We start from the raw sequence: 19040 nt of genomic DNA on the forward strand, positions 1-19040 counted from the left end.
CGTCGTCGCCGGGGCGGCCCGGCGTCAAGCAAGTGTGACAGCCGTCCCAGTATCTGGAACGCGAGTCTCGCGATGTGGCGCGAGGCGCTCCGGTGTGGCCGGTCCGGTTCAGCCGCGGTCGAGCGGCGTGCAGATGCACGAGCGGTTGCCGTCGGGGTCCTCCACCACCCAGTACGACGGCGCCTCGGCGTCGCTCACCAGCCTTCCGCCGGCGGCGAGGACGGCCTCCAGCCGTCGCTCGCCCTCGTCGTGGGGCACCCACACGTCGAAGTGCCAGCGCTGCTCGGGGTCCTGAGGAGGGAGACCAGAGCCGCCGTCCTCACCGGGCTCCTGGAACCACACGCCGGGCACCTGTCCGCTCGGGTCGACGAGCCCGCCCGGCCCGGACTCGCCGCCCAGGAGCGCGGCGTAGAAGGCGCCGAGCCGCTCGGCCGCGCCGGTGTCGAGCCCCGGCTCGAGCTCGGTCAGCCCCGACGTGTCGGCGCTCGCGCCGAGCTCGGCCGCGAACCCGCTGATCCGTCGGGCGAGGTCGACGTCGCGGCTGGTGATGCCGCCGACGTCGTGGCTGCTGAGCGTGACGATGACCTCGGGGTAGGTCAGCGAGACGTCCGGGTGGTGGTCGGCCTCGTCGGCGGCCGCCCCGATGCGGTCGACGAGGGCGACGCCGGTCGCGAAGTCACCGGTGCGGAAGCGGGCCCGCAGCCGGTTGAGCACCTTGCGCCAGTCGTCGAGACCGGCCGCGAGGATCTCGTCGTGGCTCAGGCGCGCCTTCGGGTCCGTGGTCGCATCGCTCATGGCACCGACCCTGCCACCGTCCACCGACAGCGACCAGCCCCCGTCTCCGGCGTCGCGCCGACGTCAGGCGATCGACTGGGTGATCTCCCGGGTGTCGCCGTCGACGACGACCCGGGCGAGCGCTCCGTTGATGAGCGGCAGGTGCGGCGGCACGTGCCCGATCTCGAGGTCCCACACGATCGGGACGTCCAGCCGGCCCAGTGCGTCGAGCACCGCCTCGCGCTGCGTCAGGTCCTCGTGGTCGGGCGCGTTGGTCCGGCCGACCAGCACGGCGGCCGCCCGGTCGAACCAGCCCGCCAGCCGCAGGGAGTGCAGGTAGCGGCAGATGTTGATGGCGTGCTCCTCGCACGCCTCGACGTAGACGATCGTGGGCTCGTCGAGGTCGTCGGCCCACGCGCGCACGTCGCCGTACGGCGTGCCGGCGAGGTTGGCGATCGTCTCGGCGCAGCCGCCCACCAGCCGACCGGTGACGTCCAGGCGACCGCCGCCCTCCACCTCCCAGCGGCCCTGGCCGACGTGCGTCCACTCGGTGGCCCGCGCGTCCTCCTCGAAGCGCACCCACGTGGCGACCAGGCCGGCGTCGCGCTGCACGAACGGCCCCGGCTCACCGGCCAGGTCGAGCCAGTGCAGCAAGCCGTCGGGGACGGCGTACGGCGTGTCCGCGAGGTTGTCGCCGTGGAGCGTGGCCCAGCCGAGGCGGGTGGTGACGGGCACGAGGAGGGTGGACAGGTCGGAGTATCCGACGAGCCACGTGGGCTCGGCCTCGGCGAGCGCGTCCCAGTCGAGCAGGTCGACCATGTCGATGGCGGTCTCGCCGCCCCACGGGGGCACGACGCAGTGGATGTCGGGGTCGGCGAGCATGCGGGTCAGCTCGGCCGCGCGCTCCTCCGCGGGTGCGGAGGTGAGGCCGTCGCCGTACAGGCACTCCCCCACCACGACGTCGTACCCGCGACCGCGCAGCCAGTCCAGGCAGAAGTCGATCCGCGCAGCCGACGCGCCCGTGACGCCGGCGGACGGGGCAGTCACGGCGATGCGGTCACCGGGTCGCAGGGAGCGGGGGAAGCGGATCGGAGGGGCCATGCACCGATTCTGACAGTCTGTGTCCATGGGTTTCGGCGACGTCGTGCAGCAGGCCATCCACGCGGGCACCGGGGTGCCGCGGCTCTACGCAGCGGCGACCCGAGCGGGGCTCGGACCGTCCGGTGCGTTCGAGGTGCTGCGCATCTCCCAGGCTGCGCTGCGCGCCGCAGCTTCGCATGGTCGTGGCGTCACCGGGCGCACCAACGCGATGCGCCACTTCATGTGGCAGGCCACGCTGACCGCGCGCTTCGGGGTCGAGGTCGCCCGCTCGATCGCCGCCGCGCAGGAGGCCGGCACCCCCAGCCGTCGCGACTCCCGCGTCGACGACCACAACAACGCGGCCGGCCAGGCCTACGGGACCGAGCACGCCGAGGACCTCGCCGGGCTCACGCCGTCCGAGGCGATGACCAGCCTGGTCCCCGTCGCGCTGGGCATGTGGGAGGCGGGCGAGCTGGTCTGGGTCAGGCCCAGGCCGTGAGGCCCTCGCGGTCGTGCTCGCCGTCGGGCCAGACGGCCCTGATCACGCCGGCAGCCGCCAGCGCCTTGCGGCAGCCCGGGCACGGCGGGTCCGTGATGTACGCCGTCGCACCCTTGGTGTCGCGGGTCGCGAACAGCAGGGCGTTGACCTCGGCGTGGATGGCGATGCAGAAGCCCGCCGTTCCCGGCCGGTCGTAGTCACCGAGCCCGGGCACGACGTCGTACCCGAGCTGCCCGCGCGGGCACGCTCCTGCCAGGCAGTCGTCCTCGCCGGGCGCCGCGCCGTTGTAGCCGGTGGCGATGATGCGGTGGTCGATCGTGAGGACGGCGCCCACCCGTCGGCGCGTGCACTTCGCCCGGGCGGCCACGGCATCGGCGATGCCGAGGAAGTAATCGTCCCACCCGGGAACTGCGTGTCCGGTGCTCCCGGCGCTGGCGGTGGTCACGGGAGCACAGACTGCCCGATCTCGCCCGGGTTGTAGGCCACTTCCCAGCGGAAGCCGTCGGGATCGGCGAAGTAGCCCGAGTAGCCACCCCAGTCGCGCTCGCTCGCCTCGCCGACCTGCGACGCTCCGGCGGCACGCGCCTGCTCGAGGACCGTGTCGACGCCCTCGGTGGTGGCGAGGTTGTGGGACAGCGTGATCGGGGGTACGCCGCCGCGCGTCGGCGCCTGGCCGACCTCGGCGACGAAGCCGCTCTCGGTCCACAGGCTCAGCACGACCTTGTCGGCGACCGTGAACATCAGCACCTCCCCCGGCACGTGGACCGCGGGCTCCCAGCCCAGGCCGTCGACGTAGAAGCGCCGGGTGGCGTCGAGGTCGGTCACGACGAGGGTGATGAAGCTGACGCGCTGGTCCACCTCAGGCCTCCTGCTGGTCGGGTCGCGGCGCCCGGGCGGCCAGGCGGGTGCGCTGGCGACTCATGTCGTCGAAGTTGTCGTCGTCGAGCCAGGCGTCGAGCGCTGCGCGCACGCGCGGCCACTCGCCGTCGGTGATCGAGAACCAGTCGGTGTCACGGTTGCGGCCCTTGTAGACCACCGCGTTGCGAAACCGGCCCTCCCAGATGAAGCCCAGCCGGAGCGCGGCGCGCCGCGACGGCGCGTTGAGGCTGTCGCACTTCCACTCGTAGCGCCGGTAGCCGAGGTCGTCGAAGACGTGGCGCATCAACAGGGCATGCAGCTCCGTCGCAGCGCGGCTGCGCTGGAGCTGGCGGCCGAAGGCGATCCCGCCCACCTCGATCGAGCCCATCTGGGGGTCGATGCGCATGAGCGAGCAGAAGCCGGCCGCTCGGCCGGTCTCGGTCGGGACGATTGCGTACCTCACCTGGGCGGGATCCGCGGCGCCGTGCTCGACGATCGCCGCGAGCTCGTCGCGGTCACGCGGGCGTTCCCAGGCCAGGTAGGTCCAGATCGGCTCGTCGTCCGCGCGGCACAGAGCGGCGTAGAGGTCGTCGACGTGCTGCGGCCCAGCCGGCTCCAGGCGGACCCCCCGCCCCTCGAGGACCACGTCCTCCGCGGGCGCGATCGCTCCCGTCCACTCGACCTGACGGCCCAGCGGCTGACCGTGGTCGTTGGTCGCCCGGGTCCTTGTCGCGGACAGCCGCACCCCCACCGGCCCGGTCATCGCAGCGCCTCGGCCACTGCGGCGATGCCGCGCTCGACCTCGTCGAACGACGTCGACAGCGGCGAGAGCCCCAGCCGCAGGCCGCCCGGGTCGCGGTAGTCCGGGATCACGTCCTGCTCCCACAGGAGCGCGGTGACCTCGCGCATCCGGTCGTGGTGGAGCGTCACGTGGCCACCACGCCGGGCCGGGTCGCGCGGCGAGGCGAGGGTGACGTCGGGCAGCGTCGCGTCGGCGAGCTCGACGGCGTACGACGTCAGCGCGACCGACTTGGCACGGATCGCCTCGATGCCCGCCTCCTCGACCAGCGCCAGCATGTCCTGCATGGCGACCATGCCGAGGATCGGCGGGGTCCCGGAGATGAACCTCCGCATGCCCGGCGCCGGCGTGTACCCCGGCCCCATCAGGAACGGGTCGGCGTGGCCCATCCAGCCCTGGATCGGCTGCGTGAGCCGGTCCTGCAGACGCGCGTTGACGTAGCCGAAGGCCGGGGACCCGGGGCCGCCGTTGAGGTACTTGTAGGTGCACCCGACCGCGACGTCGGCGTCCCACTCGTCCAGGGCGACGGGCACCGAGCCCGCGGAGTGGCACAGGTCCCAGAGGACCAGGGCGCCGGCGTCCTGGCTGATCCGGGTGAGCTCCGGAGCGTCGGCGAGCCAGGCCGAGCGGTAGGCGACGTGGTTGAGCACGACGAGCGCGGTGCGCTCGCCGACCGCCTCGCGGAGCTGGTCGGCGGTGACGCCCTCAGAGGTGTCGACCTCGATCCACCGCAGCGTCAGGCCGCGCTCGGCGGCGATGCCCTCGGCGACGTAGCGGTCGGTGGGGAAGTTGTCGGTGTCGATGACGATCTCGGTGCGGCCCGGATCCGTGCGCACGGCGTGGTCGACGGCGGCGCGCATCAGCTTGTAGAGCCAGACGGTGGTCGAGTCGCCGACGGCAGTCTGGCCTGCGGCGGCACCGAGGCAGATGCGGGCCAGGTCGTCGCCGAGCGTCGTCGGCAGCTCCATCCACTGCTCGTCCCACCCGCGGATCAGGCGGCCGCCCCAGTCCTGCTCGACGAACGCACCGAGCCGGTCCGCCGTCGCGGCGACAGGGCGGCCGAGCGAGTTGCCGTCGAAGTAGACGAGGTCGCTCGCGGCCCCGACGAAGCGGTCGCGAAAGCGGGCGAGGGGGTCGGCGGCGTCGAGCTCGGCTGCGCCCTGCTGGATCAGGTTGGTCACCACGGCAACCTATCCGCCGCCCGGACGGGCGGCTGGGCTCGGCCGTACGTCAGTAGCACACCGCACCGTGGGCGGCGCTCTGGACGACCTTGCGGTACTTGCCGAGCACGCCACGGGTGTACTTCGGCGGCAGCGGCTCCCAGCCCTCCGCGCGTGCGGCCAGCTCCGCCTCGTCCACGTGCACGTCGAGGGTCATGTTGGCCACGTCGAGGGTGATCTGGTCGCCGTCGCGCAGGAACGCGATGGGACCGCCGTCGCTCGCCTCGGGGGCGATGTGGCCCACGCAGAGACCGGTGGTGCCGCCGGAGAAGCGGCCGTCGGTGATCAGCAGGACGTCCTTGCCGAGGCCGGCGCCCTTGATCGCCCCGGTGATGGCGAGCATCTCGCGCATTCCCGGGCCGCCCTTCGGGCCCTCGTAGCGGATGACGACGACGTCGCCGGCGGTGATGGCGCCGTCGGCCAGGGCGTCGAGGGCCTTGCGCTCGCCGTCGAAGACCCGCGCGGTGCCGGTGAAGGTGGAGTCGTCGAAGCCGGCGCTCTTGACCACGGCCCCCTCCGGAGCGAGCGTGCCCTTGAGGATGGTGAGTCCGCCGGTGGCGTGGATTGGCCGGTCGAGCTGGCGGAGGATCTCGCCGTCGAGCGGCTTGGGGTCGAGGTCCGCGAGGTTCTCGGCCATCGTCTTGCCGGTGCAGGTGAGCACGTCGCCGTGCAGGTGGCCGGCGTCGAGCAGGGCGCGCAGCAGCACCGGGATGCCGCCGACGCGGTCGAAGTCGGTCCAGACGAAGCGACCGAACGGCTTCATGTCGGCCAGGTGCGGGACGGTGCGACCGATCCGCGTGAAGTCGTCGAGGGTCAGGTCGACCTCCGCCTCGCGAGCGATGGCCAGCAGGTGGAGGACGGCGTTGGTCGAGCCGCCGAGCGCCATCGCCATCGCGATCGCGTTCTCGAAGGCGGGGCGGGTCATGATCTGGCGGGCGGTGATGCCCTGGCGCAGCATGTTGACGACCGCCTCGCCCGACTTGTGCGCGAAGCCGTCGCGGCGGCGGTCGACCGCCGGCGGGCTGGAGCTGCCCGGCAGGGACATGCCGAGTGCCTCGGCGACGCTGGCCATCGTGTTGGCGGTGTAGGCCCCACCGCAGGCACCCTCACCCGGACAGATCGCGCGCTCGATCTCGTCGACCTTCTCGCGGGTGATCTTGCCGGCCAGGCAGGCACCGACGGCCTCGAAGGCGTCGATGATCGTGACGTCCTTGCCGTCGACCTGTCCGGGCATGATCGTCCCGGCGTAGAGGAAGACGCTGGCCAGGTCGAGCCGCGCGGCGGCCATGAGCATCCCCGGCAGCGACTTGTCGCACCCGGCGAGGAGCACCGAACCGTCGAGGCGCTCGGCCATCATGACTGTCTCGACCGAGTCGGCGATGACCTCGCGGCTGACGAGCGAGAAGTGCATGCCCTCGTGGCCCATCGAGATGCCGTCGGAGACCGAGATCGTGCCGAACTCCAACGGAAAGCCACCGCCCGCGTGCACGCCGTTCTTGACTGCTTTGGCGAGCCGGTCGAGGGACAGGTTGCAGGGGGTGATCTCGTTCCAGCTCGACGCGACGCCGATCTGGGGCTTCTCCCAGTCGTCGTCTCCCATGCCGACCGCACGCAGCATGCCCCGTGCCGCAGCCTTCTCGAGCCCGTCCGTCACGTCGCGGCTGCGGGGCTTGATGTCGGGTCCATCGGCTGCGTGCGTCATGCCTGCAGGCTAGTGGGAGCGTCCCGCGTCCCGGTGCGGTGTCTCATCCCGATCCCGCGGTCCGTCAGGCTGCTCGCGGCACGCGCCGCTCCTCCCGTCGCTCGTCCAGGAACCGCACCTCGGCGACGAGCTGGTACAGCGCCGGATGATCGTCCGGAGTGCCGTGCAACCGCCGCTCGATCCCCTTCCAGAACGGCGAGAGGCGGTAGCGGACCGCAGGATCCCCGACCCGTCGGGACCGGTCACGCCAGGCGTACGCCTCGATGGACGTCATCGCCCGCAACCTCCGCGGGACCCACCACCCGGTCGCGCGCAGGTCGACATGCGCTGGGAAGCGGCTTCCGCCGTGGGTCCGAGCTCCATCGGCACGCATAGGCCCGACCTCCCGATCGTCCTCGTCGCGGACGGTGACGCGCAGCCGGGCGAGCCGCAGCAGCCGCTCGACCACGGACGCCCGCGGGCTCGTACGCCCGGTCTCCCACCGCGCCACCACGGACTGCGACACCTCCAGGATCGCGGCGAGCCCGCGCTGGGACACGTCCAGGATCCGTCTGATGCGGCGGACCATGCCGGGAGTCCCGCCGTCGAACGGACCCATGAACCAGTAGTCCCGCTCCGCCTGCGTCCAGTTCGCCAGACAGTCCCAGCTCGACCCGTCGACCTCGGCCGTACCGTCCTGCGTCTCCTCGTCCTCGCCACTCACCCGATCCACGGCCCCACCTCTCGTACCGGCACCCGCGGTCGGGCGCCTCGTGCTCCCAGCAGACGGGTAGGCACCCACAGCGGTCGACGCTCGTCCACAGCCCGGCCCCAGGACCGGGTCATCCGGCCACCTGTGGACGATTCGTGGCCCCACCGACCGCCGGCCGGGCGCGCTGGGCCCCTGGTTCGCCGGCCCCTTTCGCCTCCCCTTGCCGGTGAGTCGCTCAGAGACTCACGGGCAAGTGCCGAAGGCAGGCGGAACGGGCGAGGGCTCAAACAACACTTGAGTCGCTGAGAGACTCACCGGCAAGTGCGGGTGGTCAGGCGCCGCGCTCGGCCTGCGTCTTGAGGTCGGCGAGGCCGCGGTCGAAGTCCTTGCCGATCGCCTTGTCGAAGAAGAGCTTGCCCGCCGCCGACATGATCGCGCTGCGGTTGCCGGTCATCGTCCAGGTGACATCGGTGGCGTCCCCGGCCGGGGCGAGGTCGAAGCGGGTGACGTTGGTGGCCTTGAAGGGCTTGAGGAAGACCAGGTCGACGACGACCGAGGTCGGCGTGGACTCGGTGATGGCCATCTCGCCCTCGCCGGCCTTCTTGTTGCCGGCCCAGTGGTACGTCGACCCGACGCCGTGGTCGGGGCCGGAGTACTCCCGGTGCAGGTCGGGGTCCAGACCCTCCCAGGGCGACCACTTCTGCCACTCGCGGAAGTCGTCCAGCAGGGCGTGGACGCGGTCCGGGGATGCCTGGATCCGGGTGCTGCGCGACAGCGAGAAGTCCGCCATGTCAGATCCGCGCGGCACGGACCACGAGGACGTCCGGCAGGTCCTTGTGGATCTCCTGCCACGACGCACCCTCGTCGGGCGAGGCCCAGACGCCGCCGTTGCGGCCGCCGAAGTAGAGGCCCGGCTGGTCGTGGTCGTCGGCGCAGAGGGCGTCGCGCATGACGGCGGTGTAGTAGCCGTCGGGCAGGATCCCCTCCCCGAGCGGCTCCCAGGACGAGCCGGCGTCGGTGGTGCGGTAGACCCGGGCCTTACCGTCGACGGGCCAGCGCGCCTCGGCACCGGTGATCGGGAAGTTGTACGCCGTGTCCGCCCGGTGCGGGTGGGCCACCATGGCGAAGCCGAACTCGGTCGGCAGCCCCGGGGCGATGTCCTGCCAGGAGGCACCGCCGTCGTCGGAGCGGTAGACACCGCCGTGGTTCTGCAGGTAGAGCCGCTCGGGATCAGCGGCGTCGCGGGCGACCTTGTGCACGCACTGGCCGAACTCCGGGTAGTTGCGCTCGCCGGGGAAGAACTCCGCCTTCACCCCGGTGTTCGACGCGTTCCACGTCGAGCCGCCGTCCTCGGTGACGTACACCCCGCCCGTGGACAGCGCCGCGAGCACGCGTGAGGGGTCGGAGGGGTGCGGCAGGATCGTGTGGAAGGCCTGCCCGCCGAAGCCCGCGTTCCACTCCGATCGGTGCGGGTGGTCCCAGAGGCCGCGGACGAGCGAGAACGTCTCGCCCCGATCCTCCGACCGGAAGACCGCGCCCGGCTCGGTGCCCGCCCAGACGACGCCGTCGCCGCCGTCGGCCGAGGTGCCGGGCTGCAGCTGCCACACCCGGGCCAGCGCGACGCCCGTGTCCTCGGGGAAGCGGGCCGCGCCGTTGGGCGTCCCGTCCCACGTCGCTCCGAGGTCGTCGGAACGCCAGACCTGCGGGCCGAGCCAGCTCGACGAGGCGCCCGCCAGCAGCCGCGGCGTGCTGCCGCGGGTGTCCACCATGACGGAGTAGACCTCCTCCATCGGGAAGTGCGGGCCGGTCCAGTCCCACGCGGTGCGGGACTCGTCCGAGGTCCCGAGCCACATGCCCTTGCGGGTTCCGACCATGAGCAGGGTGCGCGACATCTGGGCCTCCGCGACGGCGAGATTGTGACTATTCCGATTAGGAACACTACTCTCGGAGGGCGATGAGTCAAGACGTCCCGGTGACGGGGTACGCGATCCTCGGCCTCCTCACCTTCGGCGACGAGCTGACGGGGTACGAGATCAAGCAGCGCGCCGACGTCACACTCCGCTTCTACTGGGTCTCTCCCGCCATGAGCCAGATCTACACCGAGCTGCGACGCCTCACCGGGCTCGGACTGGTGCGGGCGGACGCGCGACCGGACGACGGCCGCGAGGTGACGACGTACGCCATCACCGAGGCGGGCCAGCAGGCGCTGAGGGACTGGATGGACCAGACGCCGGCCGGGTTCCCCGTCCTCAAGCACCCCGTGCTGCTGCGGTTGCTCATCGCCCACGCGAGCGAGCCCGGGCAGACCCGTCGCATGCTGGTGGACTACCTCGACGAGCTGGAGCGAGCCACGACCGACCTCGCCGAGGTACGGGAGGCGTTGCGGGGAGCGGACCGTCCGGGAGAGCCGTTCCGCTTCCCCGCGCTGGTCGCCGACTGGGGACTCGACTACTTCGCCGCCGAGGGTCGCCACGCCCGCCGTGCGCTGGACAGCCTCGAGGGCGACGCACCGGGCTGAATAGGCTTGCCCGGTGACCCAGCGACCGAGCCCGACCGTGCTCGGGCCGGTCGGCCTGGTGATGGTCGGGATCCTCTCGGTGCAGCTCGGCGCGGCGATCGCCAAGGGCCTGTTCGGGGAGATCTCCCCCACCGCGATGGTGTGGCTGCGCCTGGTGACCAGCGCGCTGGTGCTCGCCGCCGTCGCTCGACCGCGGTTCACCGGCCGGACGCAGCGCGACTGGCTCGTCGTGGTCGGCTTCGGCGCCAGCCTCGCGACGATGAACTGGGCGATCTACCAGTCCTTCTCGCGCATCCCGCTCGGCATCGCCGTGACGATCGAGTTCATCGGCCCGTTGTCCCTGGCGCTCCTCGGCTCGCGGCGCGCCCGCGACCTCGTGTGGGTGCTGCTGGCCGCGATCGGGGTCGCCCTCCTCGGCTTCCAGCGGACCGGGCTCGACCTCGTCGGTGTCGCGTACGCCCTCCTCGCCGGGGCCGCGTGGGCGGCGTACATCCTCCTGAGCGCGAGCACCGGGCGGCGGTGGGCAGGGTTCGACGGTCTCGCCGTGGCGAGCCTCATCGCCGCGGGAGCGATGACCCTGCCCGCAGTGCTGAGCGCGGGTGCGTCGCTGTGGGACGGCCGCGTGCTGCTGATCGGTGCGCTCGTCGGGCTGCTCAGCTCGGTCATCCCCTACAGCTGCGAGCTCGTCGCGCTGCGCACCCTGCGGCCCGCGGTGTTCGGCATCTTGATGAGCCTCGAGCCGGCCGCGGCGGCGCTCGCCGCGATCGTGGTGCTGCAGGAGCACCTGTCCCCCGTCCAGTGGCTGGCCATCGGCTGCGTCGTCGCCGCATCGATCGGGGCGACCCGCTCCGGGTCGGCGCCCGGGGAGCACCCCGGCCACCGTGGCGAGGAGCATTCGGCCGCACCCGGCACACTGGCGACATGAGATCGCGACTGGCCGTCGGTTCGCTGGTCCTCTCGCTCGGTGCTGTCGCTGGGTGCTCGGGCACCGACGCCGAGCCGATCCCGCGCGTCACCCAGCCCACCGACCTGCCGAGCCAGCCCACCCCCACCGACACCCCCACCGACAGCGAGTCCGGGGCGGGGGCACCGTCCGGGTCTCCCGGCGGTCCGCCCGAGGTGGTCGACACGCTCGTCGAAGGACTCGAGGTGCCGTGGGGCGTGGACTTCCTGCCGGACGGCCAGGCCGTGGTCACCGAGCGGATCTCCGGGCGCGTGGACCGCATCGGCACCGACGGCGAGGTGTCGCCGCTCGGCACGGTCGCCGAGGCCGCACCTCAGGGTGAGGCCGGCCTCCTCGGCGTCGCCGTGTCCCCGGACTTCGAGACCGACCGGACGCTGTTCCTCTACCTGACCACCGACACGGACAACCGGGTCGTCCGCGCCGAGCTCGACGGCGCTCGGCTCGGACGCACGACGGTCGTCCTGGACGGCATCCCGGCCGGCTTCATCCACGACGGCGGGCGCATCGCCTTCGGCCCCGACGGCCACCTCTACGTCACGACCGGCGAGACCGGCGACCCGGAGCTGGCCCAGGACCCGCGCAGCCTGGCCGGGAAGATCCTCCGGATCACCCCGGACGGGGACCCCGCGCCCGGCAACCCGGACCCCGACTCGCCGGTGTGGTCCCTGGGCCACCGCAACGTGCAGGGCCTCGCGTGGGACGACGACGGGCGCCTGTGGGCCTCGGAGTTCGGCGACTCGGAGTGGGACGAGCTCAACCTCGTCGAGAAGGGCGGCAACTACGGCTGGCCGCAGGTCGAGGGCGCCGGCGGCGGCGAGTCGTACATCGACCCGCAGCTCGTGTGGCCGGTCGACCAGGCCTCGCCGAGCGGCCTGGCCTTCACCGACGGCCACCTGTGGATGGCGGGCCTGCGTGGGCAGCGCCTGTGGCGCATCGCGGTCTCCGACGGGAAGGCGTCGAAGCCGCGGGCGTTCTTCGGCGAGGAGTACGGGCGGCTGCGCACCGTGGCCGTCGCTCCCGACGGGCTGCTCTGGCTGACCACCTCCAACCGCGACGGGCGCGGCGAGCCTAGGCCGGCCGACGACCGAATCCTCCGCGTCCAGCCCTGACCAAGGCGGGTGCGGACGCCGCGGACGTCAGCCGGGTCGTACGACGGCGCGCCGCGCCGCCCGGCGCAGCGTGGTGAGGATCGCCGGGCCGAGCACGGCGATCGCGATGCCCGTGGTGATCGCGCGCCCGGTGTCCCAGCCGCCGGTCGAGGTCAGCAGGGTGTAGATGAGGAACCGGTGGGCGTTCTCCAGCACCGGCGCCCCGGCGACGTACGCCAGCGCGCCCTCGTGGCCGGGAACCACGATGCCGAGGGTGAACGGCCAGAAGCTGAGGTTCATCAGCATGCCGTAGAGGTAAGACGCGACCACGGCGTAGGCGACCAGCATGCCGATCTCGGCGCGGCCGCTCACCCGCCGCGGCAGCAGGCCCGCGCCCATGCCGACCCAGGCCGCGCAGATCATCTGGAACGGCAGCCACGGACCGACGCCCGCGGTCAGCAGGGCGGAGGCGAACAACGACGTACAGCCCAGGACGAAGCCGAAGCCGGCCCCGAACACGCGACCACCCAGCACGAGGAGGAAGAACACCAGCTCGATGCCGGCCGTCCCGGCGCCCAGCCCGCGCATCACCGCGTTGATCGCCGAGAGGACTCCCAGGACGGCGAGCACGCGTGAGTCCATGCCGCCCTCCCCCATCTCGGCGAGCACGACGACCATCACGAGCGGGAGCAGCGCGAGGAACATGAAGGGCGGCTCGACCCGGTCCCCGGGCTGGGCCACCAGCAGCAGCGGCCAGCACAGCATCATCAGGCCGACGACGGAGGCGAGGACCAGCACCGCGGCCGTCCGCGGTCCGATCGGCAGCGCGACCTCCGGCGAGGTCGTCGTACGGGTGCGCTCGAGGATGCTCATGCGCGTCCCGCCCCCGCCCGCGCCAGCGCCGCCGCGACCTCCTCGACGACCAGCCACGGCGGTCCGAGGACCTTGGTGACCTGCGGGGCGAACGACGGCGACTCGGCGAGCACCCGCCGCGGCGTGCCGTGCGACACGATCTCGCCCTCGGCCATCACGACGACCTCGTCGGCGACGTGGGCGGCGAACTCGACGTCGTGGGTGGCCAGGAGGACGGCGTGTTCGTCAGCGGCGAGGTCGGCGACGATGCGCGCCAGCTCCGCCTTGCCGGCGTAGTCGAGGCCGCGGGTCGGTTCGTCCAGCAGCACCACCGGCGGCCGGGCGGTGAGGACGATGGACAGCGCGAGCGCGAGCCGCTGTCCCTCGGAGAGGTCGCGCGGGTGGATGGCGTCGTCGACACCGGGGGCGAGCCGGTCGAGCAGGCCGCGGCAGGTCCCGGGCCCGGCGGCGGCGCCGAGGTCGGCCGCGGCGCACTCGTCGGCGACCGTCTCGAGGTAGAGCAGGTCGGCGGCGGTCTGCGGGACCAGCCCGACGTGCGTACGCCGCTCGGCGGGCGCGAGATCGGCCGGGTCGTCGCCGGCCACGTCGATCGTCCCCGACCGTCTCCTGCCCGAGCCCTGCAGCGCCCAGATCAGGCTGGACTTGCCAGAGCCGTTGCGGCCCATGAGGACCGTGACCCGTCCGGGGGACAGCGTGAGGTCGAGCTGGCGGACGGCGACGTGCGAGCCGTGCACCACCGTCACCCCCCGCGCGACCAGGAGCGGGGCGGTCGCCAGAGGCGACTGCGGCTCGGGCGGGGCCATCGCGGGCAGCGAGCGGGCCTGGCGCCGGGCGTCACGGACGGTGAGGGGCAGCGGGTCCCATCGGGCGAGGCGGCCCAGCTCGACGAGCGGCGGGGCGACCGGCGAGTCGACCAGGATCTCGCGGGGGTCGTCGACCCGGATGCCGCCGTCACCGGTGACGAGGCAGATCCGGTCGGCGAACGGGACCACGCGCTCGAGCCGGTGCTCCGCGAGGATCACCGTCAGGCCGAGGTCGTGGACCAGCCGGGTGATGGTCGCGAGGACCTCCTCGGCCGCCGTCGGGTCGAGGGCTGAGGTGGGCTCGTCGAGCACCAGCACGCGGGGGTGCGTGGTCAGCACCGCCCCGATCGCGACGCGCTGCTGCTGGCCGCCCGAGAGGGTGCGCAGGTCGCGCGAGCGCAGGTCGGCGATGCCCAGCAGGTCGAGCGTCTCCTCGACCCGGCGGCGCATCGTCTCCGGAGCGGTGCCCAGCTGCTCCATGCCGTAGGCGAGCTCCTCCTCGACCGTGTCGGCGACGAAGCCGGCGAGCGGGTCCTGACCGACGTACCCGACGAGGTGCGCCCGCTCGCGCGGCGGCTGGTCGACGATGCTGCGCCCGTCGAGCAGGACGTCGCCGGTGAGGACCCCGCCGGTGAAGCGCGGCACCAGGCCGGTGACGATGCCGAGGAGCGTGGACTTGCCGACTCCGGTCCGGCCCGAGACGACGACCAGCTCGCCCTCCTCGAGGACGAGGTCGACGCCGTCCAGCACCTGGTGCTGGGCGTAGCGGAAGCCGATGTCGCGCAGCTCGATCACGCCCTGGCCGCTCACTCCCTGGCCGTTCACGCCGTCACCTCACGTCGGACGGGAGCAGTGGCGGGGACCGGGGTCGCGACGGCCGGCAGCGCGCCGAGCACGCCGAGCGCGAGGGCGAGCGGTGACAGGTACGGCGCGACGGTCACGCCGGGGTAGGCGACGACGAGCTGCGTGTGGCTGAGGTAGTAGCCCAGCACCGCGACAGCGATGCCGACACCGACGGTGAACAGCTCGGCCCCGCGCCACGGGTCGGGCCGGTAGCGGGTGCGCTGCACGCGCCGTCCGGCGCTGATCAGCCCGAGGACCGCGACCGCGACCCCCGCACCGAGCATGGGCAGCGCGAGGACCTGGGGGGCGGTGGGGTCGAGCCAGGCGTACGTCCCCACGCAGATGCCGGTGAGGGCGAGGAGCAGCAGCGACCCGGTCACCCACCGCTCGCGCACGGTCGCGCCGCCGGAGCGACCGTAGCCGCGGGTGTCCATGCCGGCCGCCAAGGCCAGGGAGCGCTCGAGAGCGTCCTCGAGGACCGGCACCAGGAAGCGCTGGAGTCGTCCGACACCGCTGGTCGCGCCGCCGCGCAGCGCCTGCGCGGCCCGGACCCGTCGGGCGCTGTCGGCGAGCTGCGGGAAGATCGTCACCGCGACGACGAGGGCGGTGCCGATCTCGTAGAGCGCCGGCGGCACGGAGGCGAGCACGCGCTTGGGGTTGGCCAGCGAGTTGGCGGCACCCACGCAGATGATGATCGCGGCGAGCCGGAGCCCGTCGTACAAGCCGGCCAGAAGCGCCTCGCTGGTCACCGGGCCGAGCAGCCGGATCCCGGCTGCCCAGTCCGGCAGCGGGATCTCGGGCAGGTCCAGGAGGACGTGGCCGATCTCCTGGCCGCCGAAGATCAGCCGGAACACCACCCGCATCACCACGGTGAACAGCGCCAGGAGCACGTAGAGCCGGAACGACCGGCCGAAGGGGTGACCGGACCGACGGGCCATCACCACCACCGTCGCCGACCCCATGATGAGGAGCAGCAACAGCGGGTTGGTGGTGAAGGACGCTGCCGTGGCCAACCCGATCGCCCACGCCCACCAGGCGAGCGGGTGCAGGTCACGCGGCAGGGCCGTCGGTCCGGTCACGGCGCGTCAGACCCCCCGTCTGCGACGCGCCAGGACCGCACTCCCCGCGATGGCGACCACGAGAAGCCCGATCACGCCCCAGGTGAGGGCGGCCGGCACCCGGGCGGGACTGTCCGCCTGCGGGTCGGTCGCCTCCGAGGACGCGCTCGGCACTGAGTCCCCCGGAGACTCAGAGGCGGAGCCGGAGGGGTCGCCCCCGGCGCTGGTGGGTGAGTCGCTGGGAGACTCACCGCCGTCGGAGCCCTTCTCGGACCCCGTGTCGGAGCCCTTGCCGGGCCCCTTCCCGGAGTCGTTGCCGCCCTTCGTGCCGGCCTCGCCCGGGCCGGCACTGCGCTGTGAGTCTCCTGGAGACTCACTGGGCATCGGCGACTGGGAGGGCGTCCCCGACGAGGAGGGCGACGCGGAGGGCGACGAGGAGGGCGACGAGGACGTCGACGGGCTGGACGGGCTCGACGAGGGGCTGGAGCCCCAGCCGCCGGAGCCACCCGAGCCACCGGTCGGCGAGGACGGGCTGCTGGGCTGGGACGCACCGCCCGAGCCGCTGCCCGAGCCGCTGCCCGAGCCCGTCCCGCTGCCGCTCCCTGACCCGCCGCCCGTGCTGGGCGAGGGACTCGGGGACGACGGCTGGGACGGGGAGGACGTCGGCGTGGGCGAGGGCGTCGACGTGGGCGTCGCCGTCTTCGTCACGGGCGGCGCGACACCGGGAGGCACGCTGCTCCCGGCTGCGCGGTCCTGCTGCCACGACCAGGCGACCGAGCCGCCGGCCGGGACGGTCAGCGAGCCGACGCCGTAGGACGAGTACGTCCAGGACGCCTTGGAGCCGTCGGCCCACCACAGGCCCCAGTAGGCGTTGGACGGCGAGGTGTTGACGCACGGGTCGCTGGTGGGGACACCGTTGACGCGGCACACGAACCCGGGCTGGCGGGTCGCGTAGGTGATGTCGACACCGACGGAGGCGAAGACCGCCGCGGCGCTCTTGCCGCCGCCGTCGGCCGAGCAGGCGGTGACGGTGCCGCCGCCGAGCTCGCGGTAGTCGACCACGACGCTGACGCCGCCCGAGGTCGCGCACGTGGCGGCGCTCGCCGCGGGGGCCGACCCGAGGACGAGCCCCGGGGCGGCCACCAGCAGGAGCGCGATGAGCACACGGCGCACGGCGTACGTCGTCATCGCAGCGTCACGCTCGTGGAGCCGGAGCGCAGGGCGGGGAACTGGCCCGCGGCGCGCACGCGCACCTTGGCCCGGCCGTCCGGCAGGGCGACGCGGGTGAGGAACCGGCCCTTGGCGTTGGCGCGTCCCTTGGCGAGCGTGCGTCCGGCGATGATCACCTTGACCTTCTCCCGGGCGGCGAGGCGCCGGACCAGCACGCGGGTGCGGGGACCGTCACTGGCGCGTGTGGAGACCTTGAGCGTGCGCCTGCCGAGCACGCGGGCGTTGTCGCCGACCTGGCCGTCGGACCCGACGAGCACGTAGGCCGCGGTCGTCGTGGTCTTCGGAAGGGTGACGACGCGGGTCAGCACACCGTCCGAGGCTGCCACGACCGTGGTGTCCGCGAGGCCGGGGCCGCGGAGGACGAAGCGGGCGCCGGGCGCGGCGCCGACGACCTCGAGGGCGACCTTGCTGCCGGCCTTGCGGAAGCCCGCGGGGCCGACGAGGCGCACCCCGGCGACCGAGCCCCGGGCGGCGTCGGGCTGCACGGCGACGGTGTGGGTGGTAGCGCCGTCGCGGCCGGTGAGGGCGTACGTCGCCGCGCCGGACGCGGCGGGCAGGACGACCTTGCTCGTCAGCGTGCGGTCGGAGCCGACCACGACGGTGCGGCTGCCCTGGATGCCGGGGCCGGTGAGGCAGAACCGGTCACCGACGGCACCACCGGTCGCGGTGAGGGTCGCGGTGCTGCCGGGCGCGGTGCCGGACGACGTCACGGTGAGCGCCTTGGCGGCCCCGCGGGCGTGCGTCAGGCCGGCGACGGCCTGGACGGTCGCGCGCCACCACTGGTCACGGCCGGCACCGATGCCGCCGACGGCGGCGCTGTCCATCGCAGCCTTGTCGTAGGCGAGGGCGCCCTCCTCGCCGGCCAGCGGCGAGCCGGCGGGCTGAGCACCGACCTGGAGCGAGCTGACCCACTCGGCTGCGCGGCCGGCCTGCTCGCAGGTCCCGGCCGCCGCGAGCGCGCTGGCGGCGAGCCCGGTGCTGTTGGTGTTGGGGTCGGGCGTGAAGGTGCTGCCGACGAACGAGCCGTCGGCCTTCTGGGTGGCCGCGAGCCAGGCGACCGCCTTGGCGATCGCGGCGTCCACGGCTGCGGAGCGCGGCGAGGTGGCGGCCAGCTGGTTGACGACGAACGCGGTGGTGTCGGTGTCGGTGGGGTCGGTGCCCTCGACGCACGACTGGTCGGCCGCTGCCGCGTCGGTGGTGAAGAAGACCCGGAAGTAGCCCGACGAGCACTGCTGCTTCAGCATGAAGTCGGTCGCTGCGGCGGCCTTCGCGGAGCCGGCCACCGACAGGCCGCGCACGGCGAGCGCCTGGCCGAAGCTGTTGGCGTAGTCGCCGTAGGCGGAGAGGTCGGCGAGACGACCGGCGCTCGGACCGCTGCCGGTCACCCGCGCCTCCGTCTCCGCGACGAGGTCGAGCCCGCCGTAGGTCCGCGGGTCGGCGCCGGAGACCTGGGCGAAGACGAGCGACTTGGCCAGCGAGCCGGAGTAGCGCTCCGTCGCGGACGGCGCGGCGTACTCCTTGATCCGCGTGGAGAGCGCCGAGCGGATCTGGCGGACCATGGCCTGGTCACCACCGACCTCGTCCAGGCTGAGCCCGATGTCCATCGTCATGCCGAGGTCGTCGAAGTCGAAGGTGTCGTTGTGGATGACACCGTTGGTGAGCTGGGTGGCGAGCCACCCGGTGCCGGCGCGCGCGGCGCTGGTGGCCGGGACGTCCGTCGCGGCCTGGGCCGCGGGAGCGAGCAGGGGCTGCGCCAGCGCGGTGGCGGCGACCGTGAGAGCGAGACCCGACAGGGCGGTCCTCGACGCGGAGAACTTCATGGTTCCTTCCTCGCTGCGACAACGAGGGAGGCGGAATGCACCGGCTCGCCCCGCTGCATTCCTCGACAGCGATGGTGATAAAGACGCGTCGAGGTGGGTGTTCCGGCTCGCACGGGATCGCTCCCGTGCCCACGGTTGCGGGTCAGCGCCGGTTTCGGACCGGCTTTCCCCGCCTCGGGCGTGTGTGGTGCCGACCCGGGCGGGTGCGGCGTGCGAAGCG

The 19040-nt window shown here is 73.2% G+C and carries 19 protein-coding genes and 1 riboswitch; of the genes, 4 read left to right on the top strand and 15 right to left on the bottom strand.

The genetic code is table 11. The features are described 5' to 3' along the window. Positions 1 to 108: 108 nt before the first annotated feature. Together ACFQW6_RS00130 and ACFQW6_RS00135 are read right to left on the bottom strand one after the other, a co-directional pair. Positions 109 to 795, bottom strand: coding sequence for a 4a-hydroxytetrahydrobiopterin dehydratase (locus ACFQW6_RS00130; RefSeq protein WP_378540163.1), 687 nt, complete (start codon positions 793 to 795; stop codon positions 109 to 111). Positions 796 to 858: 63 nt separating this feature from the next. After that, the gene (locus tag ACFQW6_RS00135) at positions 859 to 1875 is read right to left on the bottom strand and encodes a S66 peptidase family protein (RefSeq protein ID WP_378540164.1); all 1017 of its coding nucleotides are present in this window, start codon (positions 1873 to 1875) and stop codon (positions 859 to 861) included. Positions 1876 to 1900: 25 nt separating this feature from the next. Here ACFQW6_RS00135 and ACFQW6_RS00140 point away from each other — a divergent pair, with 25 nt between their 5' ends. Next, positions 1901 to 2353, top strand: a complete 453-nt coding sequence (locus ACFQW6_RS00140) for a DUF6973 domain-containing protein (RefSeq protein WP_378540165.1) — start codon at positions 1901 to 1903, stop codon at positions 2351 to 2353. On the opposite strand, the gene ACFQW6_RS00145 is transcribed toward ACFQW6_RS00140, so the two are convergent. The 8 genes from ACFQW6_RS00145 to ACFQW6_RS00180 form a co-directional block, all read right to left on the bottom strand. Further along, positions 2337 to 2798: a deoxycytidylate deaminase gene (locus ACFQW6_RS00145; RefSeq protein WP_378540166.1), complete on the bottom strand. Its 462-nt coding sequence runs from the start codon at positions 2796 to 2798 to the stop codon at positions 2337 to 2339. The genes ACFQW6_RS00140 and ACFQW6_RS00145 overlap by 17 nt on opposite strands. Continuing rightward, entirely contained in the window at positions 2795 to 3211 is a 417-nt protein-coding gene (locus ACFQW6_RS00150) for a VOC family protein (RefSeq protein ID WP_378540167.1), read from the bottom strand. Before ACFQW6_RS00150 ends, ACFQW6_RS00145 begins: the two co-directional genes overlap by 4 nt. Position 3212: 1 nt before the next feature. Further along, positions 3213 to 3974 carry a GNAT family N-acetyltransferase gene (locus tag ACFQW6_RS00155; protein WP_378540168.1) on the bottom strand — a complete coding sequence of 254 codons (762 nt, stop codon included), beginning with the start codon at positions 3972 to 3974 and terminating at the stop codon, positions 3213 to 3215. Next, positions 3971 to 5191, bottom strand: a complete 1221-nt coding sequence (locus ACFQW6_RS00160; protein ID WP_378540169.1) for a kynureninase — start codon at positions 5189 to 5191, stop codon at positions 3971 to 3973. The genes ACFQW6_RS00155 and ACFQW6_RS00160 overlap by 4 nt, the downstream gene beginning before the upstream one ends. A 49-nt stretch (positions 5192 to 5240) precedes the next feature. Then, the gene (gene ilvD, locus ACFQW6_RS00165; RefSeq protein WP_378540170.1) at positions 5241 to 6932 is read right to left on the bottom strand and encodes a dihydroxy-acid dehydratase; all 1692 of its coding nucleotides are present in this window, start codon (positions 6930 to 6932) and stop codon (positions 5241 to 5243) included. A 64-nt stretch (positions 6933 to 6996) separates the two neighbouring features. Continuing rightward, positions 6997 to 7644, bottom strand: a complete 648-nt coding sequence (locus ACFQW6_RS00170; protein WP_378540171.1) for a helix-turn-helix domain-containing protein — start codon at positions 7642 to 7644, stop codon at positions 6997 to 6999. A 310-nt stretch (positions 7645 to 7954) separates the two neighbouring features. Next, the gene (locus ACFQW6_RS00175) at positions 7955 to 8413 is read right to left on the bottom strand and encodes an SRPBCC family protein (RefSeq protein WP_378540172.1); all 459 of its coding nucleotides are present in this window, start codon (positions 8411 to 8413) and stop codon (positions 7955 to 7957) included. Between the two features lies 1 nt (position 8414). Continuing rightward, a complete protein-coding gene (locus tag ACFQW6_RS00180; RefSeq protein WP_378540173.1) occupies positions 8415 to 9515 on the bottom strand; it encodes a WD40/YVTN/BNR-like repeat-containing protein in 1101 nt (366 codons plus the stop codon). Positions 9516 to 9577: 62 nt separating this feature from the next. Here ACFQW6_RS00180 and ACFQW6_RS00185 point away from each other — a divergent pair, with 62 nt between their 5' ends. The 3 genes from ACFQW6_RS00185 to ACFQW6_RS00195 are packed head-to-tail and all read left to right on the top strand — an operon-like array spanning position 9578 to position 12214. Then, entirely contained in the window at positions 9578 to 10141 is a 564-nt protein-coding gene (locus ACFQW6_RS00185; protein WP_378540174.1) for a PadR family transcriptional regulator, read from the top strand. Positions 10142 to 10154: 13 nt separating this feature from the next. Further along, positions 10155 to 11066 carry a DMT family transporter gene (locus ACFQW6_RS00190; protein WP_378540175.1) on the top strand — a complete coding sequence of 304 codons (912 nt, stop codon included), beginning with the start codon at positions 10155 to 10157 and terminating at the stop codon, positions 11064 to 11066. Further along, positions 11063 to 12214, top strand: a complete 1152-nt coding sequence (locus ACFQW6_RS00195; protein ID WP_378540176.1) for a PQQ-dependent sugar dehydrogenase — start codon at positions 11063 to 11065, stop codon at positions 12212 to 12214. Before ACFQW6_RS00190 ends, ACFQW6_RS00195 begins: the two co-directional genes overlap by 4 nt. Positions 12215 to 12241: 27 nt before the next feature. Here ACFQW6_RS00195 and ACFQW6_RS00200 read toward each other — a convergent pair whose 3' ends face one another. The 5 genes from ACFQW6_RS00200 to ACFQW6_RS00220 are packed head-to-tail and all read right to left on the bottom strand — an operon-like array spanning position 12242 to position 18820. Continuing rightward, positions 12242 to 13066 carry an ECF transporter S component gene (locus ACFQW6_RS00200; protein ID WP_378540177.1) on the bottom strand — a complete coding sequence of 275 codons (825 nt, stop codon included), beginning with the start codon at positions 13064 to 13066 and terminating at the stop codon, positions 12242 to 12244. Beyond that, a complete protein-coding gene (locus ACFQW6_RS00205) occupies positions 13063 to 14664 on the bottom strand; it encodes an ABC transporter ATP-binding protein (protein WP_378541043.1) in 1602 nt (533 codons plus the stop codon). Before ACFQW6_RS00205 ends, ACFQW6_RS00200 begins: the two co-directional genes overlap by 4 nt. Before the next feature lie 26 nt (positions 14665 to 14690). Further along, the gene (locus tag ACFQW6_RS00210) at positions 14691 to 15791 is read right to left on the bottom strand and encodes an energy-coupling factor transporter transmembrane component T (protein ID WP_378540178.1); all 1101 of its coding nucleotides are present in this window, start codon (positions 15789 to 15791) and stop codon (positions 14691 to 14693) included. A gap of 6 nt (positions 15792 to 15797) precedes the next feature. Beyond that, complete coding sequence (locus tag ACFQW6_RS00215; RefSeq protein WP_378540179.1) at positions 15798 to 16958, bottom strand: hypothetical protein; 1161 nt, start codon at positions 16956 to 16958, stop codon at positions 15798 to 15800. Further along, a complete protein-coding gene (locus ACFQW6_RS00220; protein ID WP_378540180.1) occupies positions 16955 to 18820 on the bottom strand; it encodes a hypothetical protein in 1866 nt (621 codons plus the stop codon). Before ACFQW6_RS00220 ends, ACFQW6_RS00215 begins: the two co-directional genes overlap by 4 nt. Before the next feature lie 74 nt (positions 18821 to 18894). Continuing rightward, a riboswitch (cobalamin riboswitch) is annotated at positions 18895 to 19034 on the bottom strand. Positions 19035 to 19040 lie beyond the last annotated feature (6 nt).

It is taken from the genome of Nocardioides sp. GCM10028917 (assembly GCF_042666175.1).
Taxonomy (GTDB): Bacteria; Actinomycetota; Actinomycetes; order Propionibacteriales; family Nocardioidaceae; genus Nocardioides.

Coding starts and splice junctions, on each gene's coding strand:
- ACFQW6_RS00130 (WP_378540163.1), bottom strand. CDS start 795: ATGAGCGATGCGACCACGGACCCGAAGGCGCGCCTGAGCCACGACGAG.
- ACFQW6_RS00135 (WP_378540164.1), bottom strand. CDS start 1,875: ATGGCCCCTCCGATCCGCTTCCCCCGCTCCCTGCGACCCGGTGACCGC.
- ACFQW6_RS00140 (WP_378540165.1), top strand. CDS start 1,901: ATGGGTTTCGGCGACGTCGTGCAGCAGGCCATCCACGCGGGCACCGGG.
- ACFQW6_RS00155 (WP_378540168.1), bottom strand. CDS start 3,974: ATGACCGGGCCGGTGGGGGTGCGGCTGTCCGCGACAAGGACCCGGGCG.
- ilvD (WP_378540170.1), bottom strand. CDS start 6,932: ATGACGCACGCAGCCGATGGACCCGACATCAAGCCCCGCAGCCGCGAC.
- ACFQW6_RS00175 (WP_378540172.1), bottom strand. CDS start 8,413: ATGGCGGACTTCTCGCTGTCGCGCAGCACCCGGATCCAGGCATCCCCG.
- ACFQW6_RS00180 (WP_378540173.1), bottom strand. CDS start 9,515: ATGTCGCGCACCCTGCTCATGGTCGGAACCCGCAAGGGCATGTGGCTC.
- ACFQW6_RS00185 (WP_378540174.1), top strand. CDS start 9,578: ATGAGTCAAGACGTCCCGGTGACGGGGTACGCGATCCTCGGCCTCCTC.
- ACFQW6_RS00195 (WP_378540176.1), top strand. CDS start 11,063: ATGAGATCGCGACTGGCCGTCGGTTCGCTGGTCCTCTCGCTCGGTGCT.
- ACFQW6_RS00200 (WP_378540177.1), bottom strand. CDS start 13,066: ATGAGCATCCTCGAGCGCACCCGTACGACGACCTCGCCGGAGGTCGCG.
- ACFQW6_RS00215 (WP_378540179.1), bottom strand. CDS start 16,958: ATGACGACGTACGCCGTGCGCCGTGTGCTCATCGCGCTCCTGCTGGTG.
- ACFQW6_RS00220 (WP_378540180.1), bottom strand. CDS start 18,820: ATGAAGTTCTCCGCGTCGAGGACCGCCCTGTCGGGTCTCGCTCTCACG.